Source organism: Pandoraea sp. CB10b_02 (assembly GCF_002216225.1).
Classification (GTDB): domain Bacteria; phylum Pseudomonadota; class Gammaproteobacteria; order Burkholderiales; family Burkholderiaceae; genus Pandoraea; species Pandoraea nosoerga.
On sequence record NZ_NJGW02000004.1, the window covers coordinates 305590 to 323222 of the forward strand.

16 protein-coding genes, 1 tRNA gene and 2 pseudogenes are annotated in these 17633 nt (G+C 67.5%); 14 read left to right on the top strand and 5 right to left on the bottom strand.

Going from position 1 to position 17633, the window contains the following annotated elements; translation table 11 throughout:
- Positions 1 to 26: 26 nt before the first annotated feature.
- Positions 27 to 485 carry a MarR family winged helix-turn-helix transcriptional regulator gene (locus tag CDN36_RS06565; RefSeq protein WP_150554009.1) on the bottom strand — a complete coding sequence of 153 codons (459 nt, stop codon included), beginning with the start codon at positions 483 to 485 and terminating at the stop codon, positions 27 to 29.
- A 191-nt stretch (positions 486 to 676) separates the two neighbouring features.
- Between CDN36_RS06565 and CDN36_RS06570 the strand changes: the two genes are divergently transcribed.
- The 7 genes and pseudogenes from CDN36_RS06570 to CDN36_RS06600 all read left to right on the top strand — a co-directional run bounded on the left by CDN36_RS06570 (position 677) and on the right by CDN36_RS06600 (position 5891).
- Positions 677 to 2371, top strand: coding sequence for an FAD-dependent monooxygenase (locus CDN36_RS06570; protein ID WP_150554010.1), 1695 nt, complete (start codon positions 677 to 679; stop codon positions 2369 to 2371).
- A 29-nt stretch (positions 2372 to 2400) separates the two neighbouring features.
- Entirely contained in the window at positions 2401 to 2595 is a 195-nt protein-coding gene (locus tag CDN36_RS06575) for a DUF2783 domain-containing protein (RefSeq protein ID WP_150554011.1), read from the top strand.
- A gap of 142 nt (positions 2596 to 2737) precedes the next feature.
- Positions 2738 to 3202, top strand: a pseudogene (locus tag CDN36_RS06580) (MFS transporter); the annotation flags it as partial.
- 76 nt (positions 3203 to 3278) lie between these two features.
- On the top strand, positions 3279 to 4169 hold the full coding sequence (locus CDN36_RS06585; protein ID WP_287496290.1) for an MFS transporter: 891 nt from the start codon (positions 3279 to 3281) through the stop codon (positions 4167 to 4169).
- A gap of 68 nt (positions 4170 to 4237) precedes the next feature.
- A pseudogene (locus tag CDN36_RS06590) lies at positions 4238 to 5023 on the top strand (NYN domain-containing protein); the annotation flags it as partial.
- Between the two features lie 84 nt (positions 5024 to 5107).
- Positions 5108 to 5184 (top strand) — tRNA-Val (locus tag CDN36_RS06595).
- Between the two features lie 410 nt (positions 5185 to 5594).
- Positions 5595 to 5891 (top strand): hypothetical protein, encoded by a 297-nt coding sequence (locus CDN36_RS06600; RefSeq protein ID WP_150554014.1) that lies wholly within the window; start codon positions 5595 to 5597, stop codon positions 5889 to 5891.
- A 187-nt stretch (positions 5892 to 6078) separates the two neighbouring features.
- Here the strand turns inward: CDN36_RS06600 and CDN36_RS06605 are convergent, their stop codons facing one another.
- Positions 6079 to 6972: a LysR family transcriptional regulator gene (locus tag CDN36_RS06605; RefSeq protein ID WP_287496291.1), complete on the bottom strand. Its 894-nt coding sequence runs from the start codon at positions 6970 to 6972 to the stop codon at positions 6079 to 6081.
- 142 nt (positions 6973 to 7114) lie between these two features.
- Here CDN36_RS06605 and CDN36_RS06610 point away from each other — a divergent pair, with 142 nt between their 5' ends.
- From CDN36_RS06610 to CDN36_RS06640, 7 genes are all read left to right on the top strand, one after another.
- Positions 7115 to 7807, top strand: a complete 693-nt coding sequence (locus tag CDN36_RS06610) for a glutathione S-transferase family protein (RefSeq protein ID WP_287496292.1) — start codon at positions 7115 to 7117, stop codon at positions 7805 to 7807.
- 7 nt (positions 7808 to 7814) lie between these two features.
- Positions 7815 to 8816: a pyridoxamine 5'-phosphate oxidase family protein gene (locus tag CDN36_RS06615; protein ID WP_287496293.1), complete on the top strand. Its 1002-nt coding sequence runs from the start codon at positions 7815 to 7817 to the stop codon at positions 8814 to 8816.
- A gap of 511 nt (positions 8817 to 9327) precedes the next feature.
- Complete coding sequence (locus CDN36_RS06620; protein WP_287496294.1) at positions 9328 to 10176, top strand: DMT family transporter; 849 nt, start codon at positions 9328 to 9330, stop codon at positions 10174 to 10176.
- Positions 10177 to 10305: 129 nt separating this feature from the next.
- Positions 10306 to 11202, top strand: a complete 897-nt coding sequence (locus CDN36_RS06625) for a LysR family transcriptional regulator (RefSeq protein ID WP_150554018.1) — start codon at positions 10306 to 10308, stop codon at positions 11200 to 11202.
- Positions 11203 to 11352: 150 nt separating this feature from the next.
- Positions 11353 to 12687: an argininosuccinate synthase gene (gene argG, locus CDN36_RS06630; protein ID WP_150554019.1), complete on the top strand. Its 1335-nt coding sequence runs from the start codon at positions 11353 to 11355 to the stop codon at positions 12685 to 12687.
- Between the two features lie 216 nt (positions 12688 to 12903).
- Complete coding sequence (locus CDN36_RS06635; protein WP_150554020.1) at positions 12904 to 14316, top strand: HdeD family acid-resistance protein; 1413 nt, start codon at positions 12904 to 12906, stop codon at positions 14314 to 14316.
- A 157-nt stretch (positions 14317 to 14473) separates the two neighbouring features.
- Positions 14474 to 15646, top strand: coding sequence for an alpha/beta fold hydrolase (locus tag CDN36_RS06640; protein WP_150554021.1), 1173 nt, complete (start codon positions 14474 to 14476; stop codon positions 15644 to 15646).
- Positions 15647 to 16070: 424 nt separating this feature from the next.
- Here CDN36_RS06640 and CDN36_RS22580 read toward each other — a convergent pair whose 3' ends face one another.
- The 3 genes from CDN36_RS22580 to CDN36_RS06655 all read right to left on the bottom strand — a co-directional run bounded on the left by CDN36_RS22580 (position 16071) and on the right by CDN36_RS06655 (position 17607).
- Entirely contained in the window at positions 16071 to 16265 is a 195-nt protein-coding gene (locus CDN36_RS22580) for a DUF6726 family protein (protein ID WP_306345272.1), read from the bottom strand.
- Between the two features lie 191 nt (positions 16266 to 16456).
- Positions 16457 to 16738, bottom strand: a complete 282-nt coding sequence (locus CDN36_RS06650; RefSeq protein WP_150554023.1) for a DUF1653 domain-containing protein — start codon at positions 16736 to 16738, stop codon at positions 16457 to 16459.
- Between the two features lie 77 nt (positions 16739 to 16815).
- Positions 16816 to 17607 (bottom strand): bestrophin-like domain, encoded by a 792-nt coding sequence (locus CDN36_RS06655; RefSeq protein WP_287496295.1) that lies wholly within the window; start codon positions 17605 to 17607, stop codon positions 16816 to 16818.
- Positions 17608 to 17633: the final 26 nt, after the last annotated feature.

A 17633-nucleotide genomic window follows, 5' to 3' on the forward strand; every position in this document is an offset into this window, starting at 1 on the left:
GTGGGATCTCCGAGGCCGCGCCGCCCTCAGTCCGCCTGTTCGTCCAGTTCGTCCGAGCGCAGCAGCAGCTTGTCGAGCAGGCGCTCATAGACGCGCATTTCGTCGTCGGTGAGCGCCTCGAACAGGCGGTCGTAGTGCGTGCGCGCCGCCGCGATCACCACGCGCCACACGCGTTCGCCCTCGGGCGTGAGCGTGACCTTGACCGCGCGGCCGTCGTGCTCGTCGGGGCTGCGGCGCACGAGGCCGCGCGACACCAGCCCGTCGGCGCCGCGGCTCGCCTGGCTCTTGTCGAGATTCGCGCGGCGCGCGAGCTCCGAGTTGGACAAGGCCCCCGCCGTCCCCACGGCCGCCAATACGCGCGATTCCGCCAGACTCAGCTGCGCGCCCTGCGCATACGACTGCGCAATGCGCTTGTCGTGCTGCTTCATCAGGCGGTGCATCTTGTAAGTCAGGAACTGATCGAGGGTCTTGTGGGCTGGCCGCATTTCAGTGTTTTCCCCTAGGCGAAATGGGTCGTGATTTGGTTGCTAACGCAACATTAGCACACTAGAATTGTTGCGTTAGCAACCAAATGCTCGATGACGTTTTTCGTCGATCGCGTGCTGCGCATCCGCTGTTTCTGCGCTGACACGGGACCCGATGCGCGTGCGCCGAGCAGCCTCATGGGTGTCGCATCATGCATCGACCGGAGACCACGCCGCGCGCGTCGCTATATCACGCGTACCGCGTCCATCCTCATGCCTTCCCGCGCTGTGCGCCGGAGGACCTGGCCGAAGCGCCGGTAACCGTCGTCGGCGGCGGGCCCATCGGCATGGTCACGGCGCTCGCGCTCGCCCGCCACGGCGTGCGCTGCGTCGTGTTGCACGCCGAGCAGCAGGTGTCCGAAGGCAGCCGTGCCATCGTTTTCACGCGTCGCTCGCAGGAGATCCTGCAGGCCGTCGGCGTGGCCGACGCCGTCGTGGCCAAAGGCCTGCCGTGGACCAGCGGCAATTCGTACTACCGTGGCCAGCGCGTGTTTCGTATGGAGTCGCCGGTCGATGAAGACGACCGCTTCGCACCGCTCATCAACCTGCAGCAGAACGTGCTCGAGAGCTATCTGGCGGATGCCATCGAGCGCGAGCCGCTCGTGGAGATGCGCTGGGGCAACAAGCTCGTGGGCCTGACGCAGCACGACGATCACGTGGCGCTGCGGATCGACACGCCCGAGGGCGAATACGCGCAGCGCACGCGCTGGCTCGTGGCCGCCGACGGCGCACGCTCGACGGTGCGCGGCGCGCTCGGGCTGCGCCTCGAAGGCGCAAGCTACGAAGGCCGCTTCGTCATTGCGGACATCCGCATCGATCTCGACCTGCCGACGGAGCGGCTCGCCTACTTCGCGCCCGACTGGAACCCCGGCAATACGGTGCTGATGCATCGCGAGCCGGACGGCATCTGGCGCGTCGACTATCAGTTGCCCGCGAGCGAAACCTCCGAGCACGCATTGCGGCCGGAGACGATCCGCGAGCGCATCGACGCGCAACTCGAGATGATGGGGTTTGGCGGCAAGCCGTGGGAGCTCGACTGGTGTTCGGTGTACTCGGCCCGTGCGCTCACACTGCCCGACTACGTGCATGGTCGTGTGCTGTTCGCGGGCGACGCGGCGCATCTGCTGCCGATCTTCGGCGTGCGCGGAGCGAACACCGGCTTTCAGGACGCCATCGACCTGTCGTGGAAACTCGCGGCCGTGGCGAGCGGCGCGGCGCCGGCGCAACTGCTGCGCTCGTACACGCACGACCGCGTGGGCGCCGCGCGCGAGATCATCGCCGAAGCCGGCAAGAGCACCCGTTTCATGACGCCACCCACGCACGGCTTTCGCCTGCTGCGCGACGCGGTGCTCGACCTCTCGCTCGATCACGAATTCGTGCGGCCGCTGTTTCACTGGCGCACGTCGCGCGCGCACGACTATCGCGACTCGCCGCTCAACAGCCGGGACGACGACAATGCGCGCATGAGCGCCGGCCCGTGCGCAGGCGCCCCGGCGCCCAACGTGAAGCTCGGCCACGACGACTATCTGTACGACCATCTCGGCGCCGCCTTCCACCTGGTGACGTTCGGTGACGCACCGCTCGACGAGGCGCTGCGGCGCGAAATCGCCGACTGGCGCGAGCGCGGCATCCCGGTGACGGCGATCGCCTTCGCGCAGGCCCGCGAGGCGGTCGCGGGCGCGGACCTCACGCTGCCCGATCCGGGCGGGCGCGCCGCCCGCAAGTACGGTGCAACGGACGGCACTGCCTACCTGTTGCGCCCCGACCATCACATCTGCGCACGCTGGCAGCGGCTCGACGCCGCCCGCCTGGGCCGTGCGCTGACGCAGGCGACGGCCCGCGCCTGAATCGCCTGCACGCCGAAGGAAGCACCGCCATGACAAACGCACAAACCGCCATTGCCGGACTCGAGGAGATTTACGACGCCCTCGCGCTGGCCATCGACGACGCTCCCGCAGACGAACGCGAGTTGCGGCTCGCGAAGGTCGCACTGCTGCTCGCGCATGAGATCGACGATCCGCAACGCGTGATCGATCTCATCGGGCAGGCGTCGCGCCGGCAGCCCGCCTGAAGTCCCCACAGCCCACCGCACATCGCCCTGAACCGTTCCGTACCTTTCGTGCCTTGACTTCCGGCGCCCGCCCCCGATGGCGGGCCCACTTCATAACACCGCCATCCAGACAAGGCGGGGAGCGTTGGAGAAGACACCCATCATGAGCCATATCACGTCCGCCGCGTCCGCGCAGGCGATCGCCCCCACCCCTTGCGCTCTCGCGAACCCTGCCGAGCCCTCCGAGGCAACGCGCGCGCTGTCCGACCCGGCCAGCGAGATCGCGCAGCGCCAGGTCGTGCGCAAGATCTCGCGTCGCCTGCTCGGCTTTCTGTTCGTGCTGTTCCTGTTCTCGTTCCTCGATCGCATCAACGTCGGCTTTGCCGCGCTGACGATGAGCCGCGACCTGGGCCTCACGAGCACGATGTTCGGCATGGCCTCGAGCGTGTTCTATCTCACGTATGTGCTGTGCGGCGTGCCAAGCAACCTGATGCTGGTGAAGTTCGGCGCGCGCCGCTGGATCGGCGCCATCCTGGTCGCCTGGGGGCTGGCGTCGAGCGCCACGATGTTCGCGCACGACGCCACGAGCCTCTATCTCATTCGCGCCGTCGTCGGCATCACCGAAGCCGGCTTTCTCCCCGGCATGCTGCTCTACATGGGCGACTGGTTCCCGAGCACCGCGCGCGCGGGCCAATGCGTGGTTCATGATCGCGATGCCGGTAACGTCTGCGCTCGGCGCCGCGGCGTCGGGCTATCTGCTGCGGCTCGACGGCGTAGCCGGACTCGCCGGCTGGCAATGGCTGTTCGTGCTCGAAGGCCTGCCGACCGTGTTGCTCGGTCTGGTGACGTGGTGGTATCTCGACGACAAGCCCGCCGACGCGCGCTGGCTGAGCGCCGCCGAAAAGCAGACGCTGCTGGCAATGATCGCCCGCGACCGCACGGGCGCGGCCGCCCGGCTCGCACCGCGCGCGAACGCCGCCGATCAGCGCATGTGGCGCGCAATGCTCGCGCCGAGCGTGGCGAAATTCGCGCTCGGCTATTTCTGCCTCGTCAATACGCTTTCGCTCGCATCGTTGTGGATTCCGCAGATCGTGAAGAGCTTCGGCACGACGAGCAGCAACGTAACGATCGGCCTGCTCGCCGCCATCCCGTCCGTATGCACGATCGCCGGCATGATCTGGTGGGGCCGCCGCTCCGACCGTCTGCAGGAGCGCCGCTGGCACCTCGTGCTGCCAATGCTGTTCTCCGCCGCCGGCTGGGGGGTGACGTGCTTCGCGCCGGAGCCGTCGTGGCGCCTGGCCGGTGTGGCCATGGCCTCGACCGGCGCCTACACCGCGATGGCCATCTTCTGGACGGTGCCCGAGCGCACGCTCGCGCCGCACACGCGCGCCCTGGGCCTCGCGGTGATCAACGCGGTGGGCAATCTCGGCTCGGCGCTCAGCCCGATCGTGGTGGGCGCGCTGCGCGACTGGACGCATTCGTTTACCGCCGGGCTGATGTTTGCCGCCGCGAGTCTGCTCGCGGGCGTTGCGGTATTGTGGTTCGCGCCGCTGGGGCAACACCGCGACGATGGAACGCGCTCGCGGCACGCGTGAGGATCCGGGCCATAATGCGGTACCGTATCGCCTGATCTCGCAACGTTTCGCGTTCAAGGAGCCTCGCCATGCCTGTCACAACGCCGGTGGCCGCCCAGGGCCCCACGCTGGTCGTCCTGATCGACGCCGATAACGCCGCACCCGCCATCGTCGAAGGGCTGCTGACCGAAGTGGCGAAGTACGGCGTGGCGAGCGTGAAACGCATCTACGGCGACTGGACCAAGCCCAATCTCGACGGATGGAAGAAGTGCCTGCTCGAATACTCGATCCAGCCGATTCAGCAGTTCCGCTACACCGTCGGCAAGAACGCCACCGACAGCGCCATGATCATCGACGCGATGGATCTGCTCTACACCGGGCGCTTCGACGGCTTCTGTCTCGTGTCCAGCGACAGCGACTTCACGCGTCTGGCCTCGCGCATCCGCGAGCAGGGATTGATCGTGTACGGCTTCGGCGAGCGCAAGACGCCGCAGCCGTTCGTCACGGCCTGCGACAAGTTCATCTACACCGAACTGCTGCGCCAGGAGGACGAACCGGACGACGACGAAGCGCCGACGCCGCGCAAGCGCCGCAGTGCCTCCGAGCTCAAGCGCGATGCGCGGCTGGTGCGCCTGCTGCGCAATGCCGTGAACGGCGTGTCCGACGAGGACGGCTGGGCGAGTCTCGGCGCGATCGGCAGCCACATCGCGAAGCAGGCGCCGGATTTCGATGCGCGCAACTACGGCTTCGGCAAGCTAAGCGATCTGGTCGCCACCATCGGCCTGTTCGACGTGGAGCAACGCTCGGGGAGCGGGGGCAACAAGGGCATCTGGGTGCGGCTCAAGCCGCGTCGCGGCGCGGCCAAGCGCGGCGAGTGACGCCGCCGAAGACTTTTTTCCGGATTTTCCCGCGAAAGACTTGCCAGCTCCGAAAATTGACCCTATACTCGCGGTCTTTCTAGGCTCGTAGCTCAGCTGGTTAGAGCACCACCTTGACATGGTGGGGGTCGTTGGTTCGAGTCCAATCGAGCCTACCAACGAATCAAGACACAAGGCGTTGCGCGTTTTCGCGTGACGCCTTTTGTTTTTTCGGTGCCCGCTTTCGTGTGCATTGTCGTGCGCTTTGCGTGGGCTTCGGTCACGCACGCGTCGCCCGCCTGTCGATGAATGGCGACACCTCTGGCGACACCTCCGGCGACATCCGGCGGGACGGCGGCGCGGGGGCCCGTCCACCGGCGTTACAAAACGACACACACCCGACAAACTCGTAGCACCTGTCGCGCGTCGCAGCCCATACACTGGCAACAACGATTCGACGACACGCGCACCAGCACTGGCAAACACCGCCGTGTGCGCCCATCGCGCCGAATCACCGGCATCACTATTGCCTGCACGCGCGACGTTTTCGCCACCGAAGCCTCGAGCGTCGCGCGCAACGGAGGACATCATGAAACGCATTCTCGTCATCGCGGCACTCGGCGCCGCCGCCGCACTCGCCTCGGGCGCCGCTTCGGCGCATGTCGACGTGGGCCTCTATCTCGGCGTGCCGGCACCGGTCGTCTCGGCGCCGCCCGTGTACGTCGCACCGCAACCGGTATACGTGCAGCCTCGACCGGTCTACGTGGCGCCGCGCCCGGTCGTGTACTACGGTCGCGACCGGTGGGATGACTGGCGCGAGCGCCGCTGGGAAGACCGTCACGATCGCGGCTGGCATCGCGGCTGGCGTCGGGACCGCGACGACTGATCGCTCATGAAGGACGAAGCGGCCCGCCGGTGGCGTCGGCGGGCTTTTTAAGCGGGAAGCGGCCTTGTCGCTTTCCGCGTTCTTTTATCCGGCCCCCTTGCCGGTACGCGGCCATCTGCGCGCACTCTTGCGCCCTCTTGCGTCCCTTGCGCCCACTCTTCGCCCCCCTCTTGCGCCCCTCCAGCGCTCACACCACAGGCACGTCTCGCAGCTCCCGCTTCATCCACTCCACGAACGCGCGCGTGCGCGAAGGCAGCAGCCGCGCATGCGGATACACGATGTTCACGGGCCGGGCCGGGCCTTCGTAATCCTTGAGCACGCGCACGAGCCGCCCGTCGGCCACCGGCCCGGCCACCTGATACGACAGAAAGCAGCCGTAGCCCATGCCGGCAAGACACGCCTCTACGGCGGTCAGTCCGTGATTGATCTCCAGGTTGCCGTCGACCGGCACGACGAACTCGCGCCCCGCCTCCCAGAATCGCCACTGCCCGTAGCCGCCGCCATGCGAGCGAATGCAGTTCTTGCCGATCAGTTCGCGCGGATGCGCGACGACGCCCTGCTCGGCCAGACAGGCGGGGCTCGCGACCACAACGCGTCGAATGGCGCCGATGCCCTGCGCGACGAGCGTGGAATCGTCCAGCGGCGAGATGCGGATGCCGACGTCGATGCCCTCCTCCCACAGATTGACCACGCGATCGTTGAGCAGCAACCGGCATTTGACCGCCGGGTACGCGCGCAGGAACCGGTGCAGTGCGGGCGCCACATGCAACTGGCCGAAGAGCACCGGCGCGGTGACCACGAGCGTGCCGCTCGGCGCTTCGTGCCGTGCGGCGAGCCGCGCCTCGGCTTCGTGCAGTTCGCTCAGGATCTGCCGGCAGGTGTCCAGATAGGTGCGCCCTTCTTCGGTGAGCGCGATACGGCGCGTGGTCCGATTGAGCAACCGCACGTCGAGCGACGCCTCGAGCGCCGCGAGCGTGCGCACCACCGCGGGCAGCGAAGCACCCAGCACGCGCGCCGCCGCACTCAGGCTGCCCTGATCGACGATGGCGACGAATGTCTGCATTGCACGAAGTTTGTCCATGCCGCGCATCATTGCTCCGAATATTGGAGTAGTCAAATCAACTTCCCGGTATTTATCCGTAAAACGGCGAGATGGAGAATGGGTTCATCCGCCGCCGGCCCCGTCGTCCGGCCCGCGGCAAGTTCACTATCGGAGACGCGCCATGAACCAGTCCGCCCAAACCGCAACGCCCCACGCCACCGCCCGCCCAGCGCGGCCCATCCGCCTGTATCGCCACGCACTGTCGGGACACTGCCATCGCGTCGAGTGGATGCTGCATCTGCTCGATCTGCCGTATGAGACGGTGGACATCGATTTCGCCACGGGCGAGCACAAGCAGCCGGCGTATCTCGCCATCAATCCGTTCGGACAGGTGCCTGCGATCGATGACGACGGCGTGGTGCTCGCCGACTCGAACGCCATCCTCGTCTATCTCGCGAGCCGTTATGACGCGAGCGGCACGTGGTTGCCGCGCGATCCGCTTGGCGCCGCAAAGGTGCAGCGCTGGCTGTCGGTGGCCGCGGGCGATCTGGCGTTCGGCCCGGCGGCGGCACGCGTCGTCGTGCTGTTCAGGCGCGACGTGGACACCACGGCGATGCACGAACGCGCGACGTTGCTGCTCACGCGCATGCAGGCCCATCTGGCGTCGCCGGGCGCGCCGCGCTTTCTCGCGGGCGACACCCCGACGATCGCCGACGTGGCCTGCTACGCCTATCTCGCGCACGCACCGGAGGGCAACGTCTCGCTCGAGCCGTACCCGGCCGTGCGCGCATGGCTCGATCGCGTGGCGAGCCTGCCGCGCTTCCTGCCGATGGCGTCGTCGCCGTGCGGCCTGAACGCCGGCAAGGCCGCGTGAGGCCATCATGACCGTCCCCGCCTCTCGCCCTGGGGCCGTGGCCGACGCCTGCGCCGCCCCGCCGCTGTCGCCGTTCCATGCCGGCGAACTCGCCGTGCAGCAACGCGCGGGCTCGCTCGACGCCATGGCCGAACTCGGCACGCGCGTGATCCGCACCGCGATGCCCGATCAGCACCGCACGTTCTTCGCGCAACTGCCGTTTCTGATCGTCGGCGCGCTCGACGCGCACGGCCAGCCGTGGGCCACGCTCGTGAGCGGCGCGCCGGGTTTCGCCCACTCGCCCGATCCGACGGTGCTGCGCGTGAACGCACTGCCACCCGCGACCGATCCGCTGCACGGCGCCCTCACGGCCGGCGCCTGCGTTGGCATGCTGGGGCTCGAGCCTTCCACGCGGCGTCGCAATCGCGTCAACGGGCGAATCGTCGAGGCGGATGCCGAGGGCTTCGCCATTCGGGTGGCGCAGAGTTTCGGCAACTGTCCGCAATACATCCGCAAGCGCGATATCACCTCCGAGCAGCACGAGATGCCACCACGGGCCGAGCCGCCGCAGAGCGCGCTCGACGACGACGCGCAGTGGCAAATCGCAAGCAGCGATACGTTCTTCATCGCGACGCACTACGCCGGCGAAGGCGCGAGCGAGCGCAGCGCCGGCACGGACGTCTCGCATCGCGGCGGCAAGCCCGGCTTCGTGCGGGTGGACGACGCGAACACGCTCGTGTGGCCCGACTTTCGCGGCAACGCGTACTTCAACACGCTCGGCAATCTGCATGCGAATCCTCGCGCCGGCCTCGTCTTCGTCGACTTCGCCACGGGCGACTTCCTGCATGTGGCGGGCGACGCGCAAATTCTCTGGCAAGACGAATCGCAAAGCGGCTTCGCCGGTGCGCAGCGGCTCGTGAGGCTGCACGTGCGCGAAGCGCGACGCGTGCGCGGTGCGCTGCCCGCCGCGTGGCGCGACGGCGAAGCGTCGCCCACGCTCGAGCGCACCGGCATGTGGCCGGACGCCTGAGCCCATCTGGCTGCGCCCTCGCCGCCTGCTTGCCGCCCGCTTGCCGCGGGAACCGGCTCCGTGTACAGTGTGCGCACGCCCGTCGAGTGACGGGCAGTTTCGATGTCATTCTCCTTTCGACGTCATTCTCGATTTCGGCTTCCCTGATCGACCCATGACTGCACGCGCATCCGTCCGATTTGCCGTCGCGCCGCCGCAACGCGGTGCCGGCTCGCGGCTGCGCGCCCGCTTCTTCGCAGTCGCCCCTCCCTCGCCGGCCGGCGTGGCATCGCCCGCAGTGGCGAGCGCCGTCGCCATCGTCGCAGTGGCCTGAGGCCACGTCCGACGTCGCCGGGTGCCTGTCACCCGTCCCGACACGTTTTCATTCGAATGATTGTTCGGCCCGCGCGTTGCGCGCCTGCGTTGCAGGCCTGCGCTCCGCTCGCCTCGCCTTCGCGCGCAACGTGCGCGGCATGTGCGGCGTGCGGGCCATACGCCACCGGGCCGGACATCCTTTTGCAGGGGAAGATCGATGCAAGTCGATGCACTCGCGTGGCGCCGTCATGGCGCAACGCTGTTGTTCGTTCTGTTGTGGAGCGGCGGCGCGCTGGCCGCCAAGTGGGGACTCGCGCACGCGTCGGCGTTCGCGTTTCTGGTGATCCGGCTGGGCGTGGCGCTCGCCGCGCTCACGCTCGTCGCGCTCACCCGGCGTCAATGGTGGCCGGCGGCGGGCACGCGCTGGCAGGTAGCCGGCACCGGCGTGCTGCTCGTGGGCGGCTATCAGACGGCGTATCTGCTCTCGCTCGCCTATGGCATCACGCCAGGTGCGCTCGCCACCGTGATGGGCGTGCAACCCATCCTCACGCTCGTGGCGCTCGAACGCGCGCATGGCGGCCGGCGTCTGGCCGGGCTCGCGCTGGCCCTTGGCGGCCTGGCGCTCGTGGTCGCGCAAAGCCTGCTCTCGGCGCAGCTCTCCATCACGGGCTCGGCCTGGGCGCTCGCCGCGCTCGCGTGCATGACGCTCGGGACCCTCGCGCAGAAGGGCTCGCGCCAGACGCCGCTCGACGTGCTGCCGCTGCAATACGCGGTCGGGCTCGCGATGGCGCTCGTCGTCGTGCCGACGCAGCCCTGGCACGTCGATGCGTCCGCCGGCTTCTGGCTTGCGCTGCTGTACATGGGGCTCGTGATTTCGGTCGGCGCAACGCTGCTGCTCTACCGCATGATCGCGATGGGCAACCTCGTTACCGTCACCAGCCTGTTCTATCTGGTGCCGGTCGTCACCGCCCTGCTCGATTGGGGCATCTTCGGCCACCGGCCGACGGCGCTTGCGGTGGCGGGAACGGCAGCGATTCTGCTCGGGCTGCGGCTGGCCCTGCGATGAGCGCCGCGCGGCGCCCGGCGTCGGGTGCTTCCGGCTAAGATTGTCGTTTGCCGGGTGACAATGACGAGGCGCCGCCTCCCGTTGTCACCCGCCGCCTCTTGCCCATCTCTTACAACAGGACGCCGGACGATGGATCTGCTCGACGACATGCGCATCTTCGTCAACGCCGTGGAGGCGATGAGCTTTACCGGCGCCGCCACGAAACTCGGGCTTTCGAAGCAGTTCGTGAGCCGCCGCATCGCCTCGCTGGAGCAGTCGCTCGGCGCACGGCTGCTACTGCGCACGACGCGGCGGCTTGCCGTGACCGACCTGGGCCGCATCTACTACGAGCGCGCGCGGCGCATTCTGGAAGACGTGGAGGCCGCCAACCTCGCCGTGAGCAGTCAAGGCGAGCGCCCGCGCGGCAATCTGCGCGTCTCGGCGCCGATGTCGTTCGGCACGATGTTCCTGGGCTCGGTGATTCCGTCCTTTCTCTCGACCTATCCGGACGTGAGCATCGAGCTCGAGCTCAACGACCGCACGGTGGACATCATCGGTGAAGGGTATGACGCGGCGGTGCGCATCGGCGCGCTGGCCGATTCGTCGCTGATTGCCCGCAACATCGCGCCCATGCGCATGGTGACGTGCGCGAGTCCGCGGTATCTGGAGGCGCACGGCACGCCCGAGACCCCGGAGGCGCTGCGCGAGCACGCGCTGCTGCCCTACGGCCACAGCCAGCGCGTGACGTGGACGTACCAGCGCGACGGCCACGCCCTCGACATCCCGGTGTCGGGCCGTCTGCGCGTCAATAACGGCGAGCTGGCCCGGGACGCCGCCGTGGCCGGCCTTGGCATCACGTTACTGCCCGTGTTCATCGTCGCGCCCGCCCTGCTCAACGGCCGCCTCGTGACGGTGCTCGACGCGTTCGCCCCGCCCGAGGCCGCCATTCATGTCGTCTACCCCCAGCATCGTCAGGCATCGCTCGTCATTCGGGCCTTCGCGGACTTTCTGGCCGCGGCGTGCGGCGTGGCCGGCGCCCGGTGGTAAGGCCGGCGCAATCGCCGGCCTGCCGAAGATTCAGGCAGACGTGCGCGATCCGGCGCACTCCCGTTCGGGCGGGAATTGGCCGCCAGACTTGACCATCCATAGCTCGGACGGGGATACTTGACAGGTTAAAAACCCAGCTTTTGCACGCCGATGACCACGATTCTGCAACACATCCCCACGGGACAACGGGTCGGCATCGCCTTTTCGGGCGGTCTCGACACCAGCGCTGCGCTCCTCTGGATGCGCAAGAAAGGCGCGATTCCCTACGCCTATACGGCCAATCTGGGTCAACCGGACGAACCCGACTACAACGACATTCCGCGCCGCGCCATGGCCTACGGCGCCGAGAACGCCCGCCTGATCGACTGCCGCGCGCAACTCGTCGCCGAAGGCATCGCCGCCCTGCAATCGGGCGCGTTCCACATCTCGACGGCCGGCGTCACGTACTTCAATACCACGCCGATCGGCCGCGCCGTCACGGGCACGATGCTGGTCGCCGCCATGAAGGAAGATGGCGTCAATATCTGGGGCGATGGCAGCACGTTCAAGGGCAATGACATCGAGCGCTTCTATCGCTACGGTCTCTTGACCAACCCGAGCCTGCAAATCTACAAGCCGTGGCTCGATCAGACGTTCATCGACGAGCTGGGCGGCCGCAAGGAGATGTCCGAGTTCCTGATCGCCAACGGCTTCGATTACAAGATGTCGGTCGAGAAGGCCTATTCGACCGACTCGAACATGCTCGGCGCGACCCACGAGGCCAAGGACCTCGAACATCTGAACACGGGCATCAAGATCGTGCAGCCGATCATGGGCGTGCCCTTCTGGCGCGACGACTGCGCGATCAAGACCGAGGAAGTCACGGTGCGCTTCGAGGAAGGCCAACCGGTGGCGCTCAACGGCAAGACGTTCGCCAACGCCGTCGAACTGTTCGAAGAAGCGAACCGCATCGGCGGCCGCCACGGCCTGGGCATGAGCGACCAGATCGAAAACCGCATCATCGAAGCCAAGAGCCGCGGCATCTACGAGGCCCCGGGTCTCGCGCTGCTGTTCATCGCTTACGAACGTCTGGTGACCGGCATCCATAACGAAGACACCATCGAGCAATACCGCGAGAACGGCCGCCGCCTGGGCCGTCTGCTGTATCAGGGCCGCTGGTTCGACCCGCAGGCGATCATGCTGCGCGAGACGGCGCAACGCTGGGTGGCGCGTGCCGTGACCGGCGAAGTGACGATCGAGCTGCGCCGCGGCAATGACTACTCGCTGCTCAACACCACCTCGCCGAACCTCACGTACAAGCCCGAGCGCCTGACGATGGAAAAGGGCGAGTCGGTGTTTACGCCGCTCGACCGTATCGGCCAGTTGACCATGCGCACGCTCGACATCGTCGACACGCGCGAGAAGCTGATGACCTACGCCAAGACCGGCCTGCTCACCGCATCGAGCGACGACGCCCTGCCGCAGCTCGAAGGCAAGAAGGACTGAGCCGGCTGACGGCATTGCCCGCGAGGCGATGCCCCGTCGCCTGCCGCACCCGGCGGCGCGCCCCGAAAGGAGCGCGCCGCCTTTGTTTTTGGCCTGTCATCGATCCCGCGCTAACATAGCGACAAATAGATTTTTTCTCATAATTCCCCCGTCACGATAATGCACGCGGACGCCCGCCCTCGCGGGACCAGCGCGGCATGCGATGGAGACCTAACGTTGGTACGTCTGATATTGCTGTTGCTTGGCGTCGATTATTTGCGCCGGCGGGCCCGCGCGCTGATCTGGATCGGCGCGCTGTTTTTTGCCTTCGGGCTGGCACTGATCGTCGACGCGCTCGACGGCGTGGTGCACTTCCCGCTCAAGGTATTCGCCTGGCTGCTGCTGCTCGAGGGGCTCGCCACGCTGGCGATCGTCGGCATTGGCGTGGGCGGCCAGCGCGTGGTGCGCGGTGTCAAGGGCGGCACGTTCAGCGTCGCCGCGCTGCTCGTGCTGATGTTCCCCGAAAGTCACGGCAACTTCTGGCTCTCGATGCTCTTCGGCACGCTGTTCCTCGCCGACGGCCTGCTCCAGTGCGCGGCCGCCTACGTGGTGCGCTATCCGCGCTGGGCGTGGGCGATGGCCGGCGGCCTGCTGGAAATCGCAGTGGCCATCTTTTTCTATCAGCCGTACCCGACGCATTACAAGGGCACGCTGCCTTACGCCATCGGTCTGGGCCTCGCCTTCACCGGCTGGAACGTGTTGGTGCTGGCCATGCGCGCGCGGCGCATGCGGCGTGATTTCCGCGTGGAGCAGATCCTGGGCAGCCCGGAGGACAAACGCGGACTGTGGGCGCAGCGTGCCCGCGCGCCTCGCTGGGAAGGCCCGCCCTCCGAATCCGAACCGGCCCTCACGGTGCACGTGTGGACGCCGTCGGGCTCTTCGAAGGCGCCCGCGCGGCGCCACCCCGTCATCGACCGTTACATTGCCGCCGTCGATCGCAACGGCGTGATCTCCACCGGTCATGCGGCCCTGGAGAGCCCCGAGGGCGTGTATGTGAGCCTCTACCCCGCGCAGGAAATCGATCGCTCGCCCGACCAGTTCGGCCAATTGCTGCGCGCGACGCGGGAAAACGACGTGCCGGGCGTCTTCCAGCCGGACTATGCGACCGAATCGAAGGCCTGGTGCCCGTCGACGGTCAAGGTCCGGATACGCAACTACAGCCCGCAGCAGTTGGCTGCGTTTTGGGCGACGTACCGGCAGAACACCACCTACAACCTCACGCACCGTAACTGTTCGAGCAGTGTCGCGAAGGCGTTGGAAGCGGCGATCGAGGGGCGCATCGGTCGGTTGGCCGACGGCGCCGATGCTGGCTGGTGGACGTTCGTGCGGCTGTGGCTCACCCCCGAACTCTGGGTCGCGGCACAGTTGCGCAAGCGGGCCAAGACGATGGCATGGACGCCGGGGCTGGTGCTCGACTACGCACGCGCGGTAAGCATGCTGGTCGATCCGCGGCCGTTCGGCTGGATCACGATGTCGTCGCTCGCGCTGCGCCGCATGCGCCGGTCGCGGCGCGCGTGGCGCGAGGCCGCACAGCAGGCGGCGCAGCAGGCCGCGGCGCAGGCGCAGGGCGGTCAGGCCTCGCACGGCTGACCGGCCAAGCAGCATGGTGCAATTTCTACGGGCAGGCCCCGACATGAGGTGACGCGACACGTCCCTTATACTGACGAGACGGCACGACAGGCATCCGGGCGCGCTCTTCCGGCCGGCCCGGCTTCAGCAGCGCAACCCACGACGAGGACAGTCCAACATGTTCAACCGCCTGTGGCGCTATGCGAGCGCCGCCCTGTTCGCCAGCCTGGTCATCGGACGCGCCGCGCACGCGCTCACCCCCGAAGCCGCTCCCGCCGCCATCCCGCACGGCGCCATGGTCGAGCGTCTGCCGCTCGACGCCGATCACGGCCTGCCCGAAGCCGGCGAGCAATTTCGCATCCGCTACAGTTCCATCGACGGTGTGGGCGGCATCGAGGCGCGCGAGGACACCGGCGCCGTGTTCCTGCCCAAGGGACCGCCGCCGCCGGGTGGCTGGCCGGTTGTGCTGTGGGCGCATGGAACGGTGGGCGTCGCGAGCGCATGCGCGCCGTCGCTCAACGTGCGCAGCCAGCGCGACATCCAGTATCTCGGCACCTGGCTCTCGCTCGGATTTGCCGTCGTGGCCCCCGATTACGCCGGGCTGGGCTCGCAGGGACTGCATCACTATCTGGACGCGCGCGCCGAAGCCTACAGCGTGCTCGACAGTCTGCTCGCGGCGCGCAGCGCCTTCCCCTTGCGCAACCGCGTGGTGCTCGTGGGCCAGTCGCAGGGCGCGCACGCGGCGTTCGCGGCAGCGGGCTATCAGCCGACCTACGCACCGGACGTCAAGGTGATCGCCACGGTGCTGACCGGCACGCCGTACTTCAACGCGAAGACGTCGGCCGCAATGCTCTTCGCGGGCCAGCCCGACCCGGGCGCGCCCGATCCGAAGATCCCCTACGCCATGTACCTGTTCCTGTCGGCGGCCGACCGCAATCCGTCGCTGCAGGCCGCGCGGTACTTTTCCGCGCACGCGCTGCCCGTACTGGAAGCGGCCCGCACGCTGTGCATCGACGAACTCACCGCGCGCTCCACGTCAGCGGGGTTGAATGCGGGCAACAGCCTTCAGCCGAACATCCAGAAGTTGTTGCACGACCAGACGCCGTCGCTGCGCTACCCGACACTGCGCATCCGGCATCCCGTGTTCATCGGCATGGGCTCGGAGGACATCGACGTGCCGTTGATGATGCAACAGGCCTTCGCGCGCGATGTCGCCGAGGCGGGCACGGCCACGGTGGTCCGTCTGTACCCGGGCCTCGATCACGACGCGACGCTCAACCCGTCGCTGCGCGACTCGATTCCATTCGTGCTCAAGCGCCTGGCGGCGGACAAGCGTGCACGCGCACAATAAATAGAGGAAATCTTCGGAGATCTTCGCCCATGACAGCCGATCGGGAGGGCAGAACGTTCAGGCAACTCCTTGTTTTCATGGGAGTTTATCTGACGTTGTGAATACGCAACGGACGGACACTTACGCAAAACTACATATGGTGCGTCGCAACAAGTCGTCCTATACTGAACCTGTCTCCTCCATGTCTCCTCCTGATATGGATTAAGCCCGCAAACGCGCGGGCTTTCTTTTTTTCTGCGCCCGGTTTCCCCGCAAGGGGAGCGCTATCGGCGGATTCCGGCGACGTCGTGGCGACCTCGTGGCGACGTCGTAGTATCTTCCCCCGGCGTCTTTCCCGCCTGTCCCGAGCGCAGGACCACTGTCCGACCACTGTCCGACCGCAGCCCAATCGGTACCCGGTCGCGCCCCGTCGAACGCTGCCCCGTCAATCGATGGCGGCCGCGCACGCATCCGTCGGTGCGGCCAGCACGCCACCCACGCCCGGCACGATCTTCAGCCCGGCCGACGCCACGCGACACGGCGCGGCCACCAACCCGCATCCCGACACCGGCGTCACGAATGGCAGGATCGCAAACAGCGCCCACCACCGGCGCAAGCCGCGCGGCGCGCGCCTCGACATCGCCGGCCCCGCCCTGTTCGCGTCGGCGGGGGTAGCCGCAGCGTCCCCCTGGGAGTTCGCCGCCGCGGGCCCGGCGGGTGAGACGGTGGCGCCCTGGCGGCGCATGTTCGATAGCGGATTCATGGAATGTCCTGAAAAGGCGGGAGTGCCGCGGTGTGCGGAAACGATGAGTCGATGCCCCGGAGCACCGCTCAGGCAGCCGGCGTCGTGTGGCCGATATAGGTGAAGCGCGCGACCGGCCCTTCGTCCGTCATCACCGGTTCGTTCCAGATGCGCAACAACCGCGTACTCATCGGCAGCCCGTCACGTGGATAGAGCCGCGTGTAGACGACCACCGGCTCGTTCGTCTCGTCCGCACGCGCCACGCCCAGCGCGAGGTAGCAGTTGCCTTTGTAATGGCGATAGACGCCGGGGCGAAATGCCTCGATCTCCGGCGTCGATTCCGCCGACGGTGCGTTCACGTTGGAAACCATGGTTCTCTTCTCCGGCTTGTGCGCGGGACGATACGGCGTGCCGCCGCCGCGGAATGAATCTTCAGGGCGCCGCACGTTCAGCGCGGCAAAACGATGCCGACCGATTTGGCCAGCGGCGCCGACGAGATACCGGACGCGCCGCGAAACGGCTCGTCCAGGTTGACGATCAGCGCGATCACCATACCGATCGCTCCCATGTGCATGGCAACGATGAAATTGCTCTTCCACGTGGCCGGATACCGCCCGTTCATCGCCATCGCGGCCAGCATGAAGAGCGAAATGACCCACCAGAACACGCTTGGCACGGTCTTGGTCGCATTCTCGAAACGACCCTGCCGCGCTTCTTCGAGGCGATCGAGCAACGTGCGGATGGAACTGGCGCTGGCCTCATGCCCGGCAATGACGCGGCGCGTGGCCCCGACGAAAGCCGTCAGCGCGTCTTCGGTGCGCGGCGACAGGTCGGGATCGGCCGTGCTCAGCGTATACCACTCATCGGTGACGACAGAGCGCACGTAGTCGCGCAGCATGGCGCGCGCCGCCTGTGCGTCGGCGTCGCCTACGGCCTTGAGTTCACGATCGAGGCGCCGCACCACCGACGCCTCGCGCAGCGCCTGGTCTTCGGCGTGGCCGAGATTGGCGCGCACGTCGCCCAGCACGTGCGCGAGCACGAAGACGATGAAGGCGAGCAAGCTGCCGTGCACGACGTCGGCCACGGTGCCGCGCGCATCGGACGGGTGCGGGAGCCGGTCGAACAGAAAGACGCGCGCGAACCACGCCACACCGATCCCGAGCAATGCCGTGGCAAGCGCCAGACTGACGAGCAGCACGCCCGTCGGCATCAATGTCATCTGATCAACCAGCCAGTGCATTCCGGTTTTCCTGTTCTGTCGTTCTC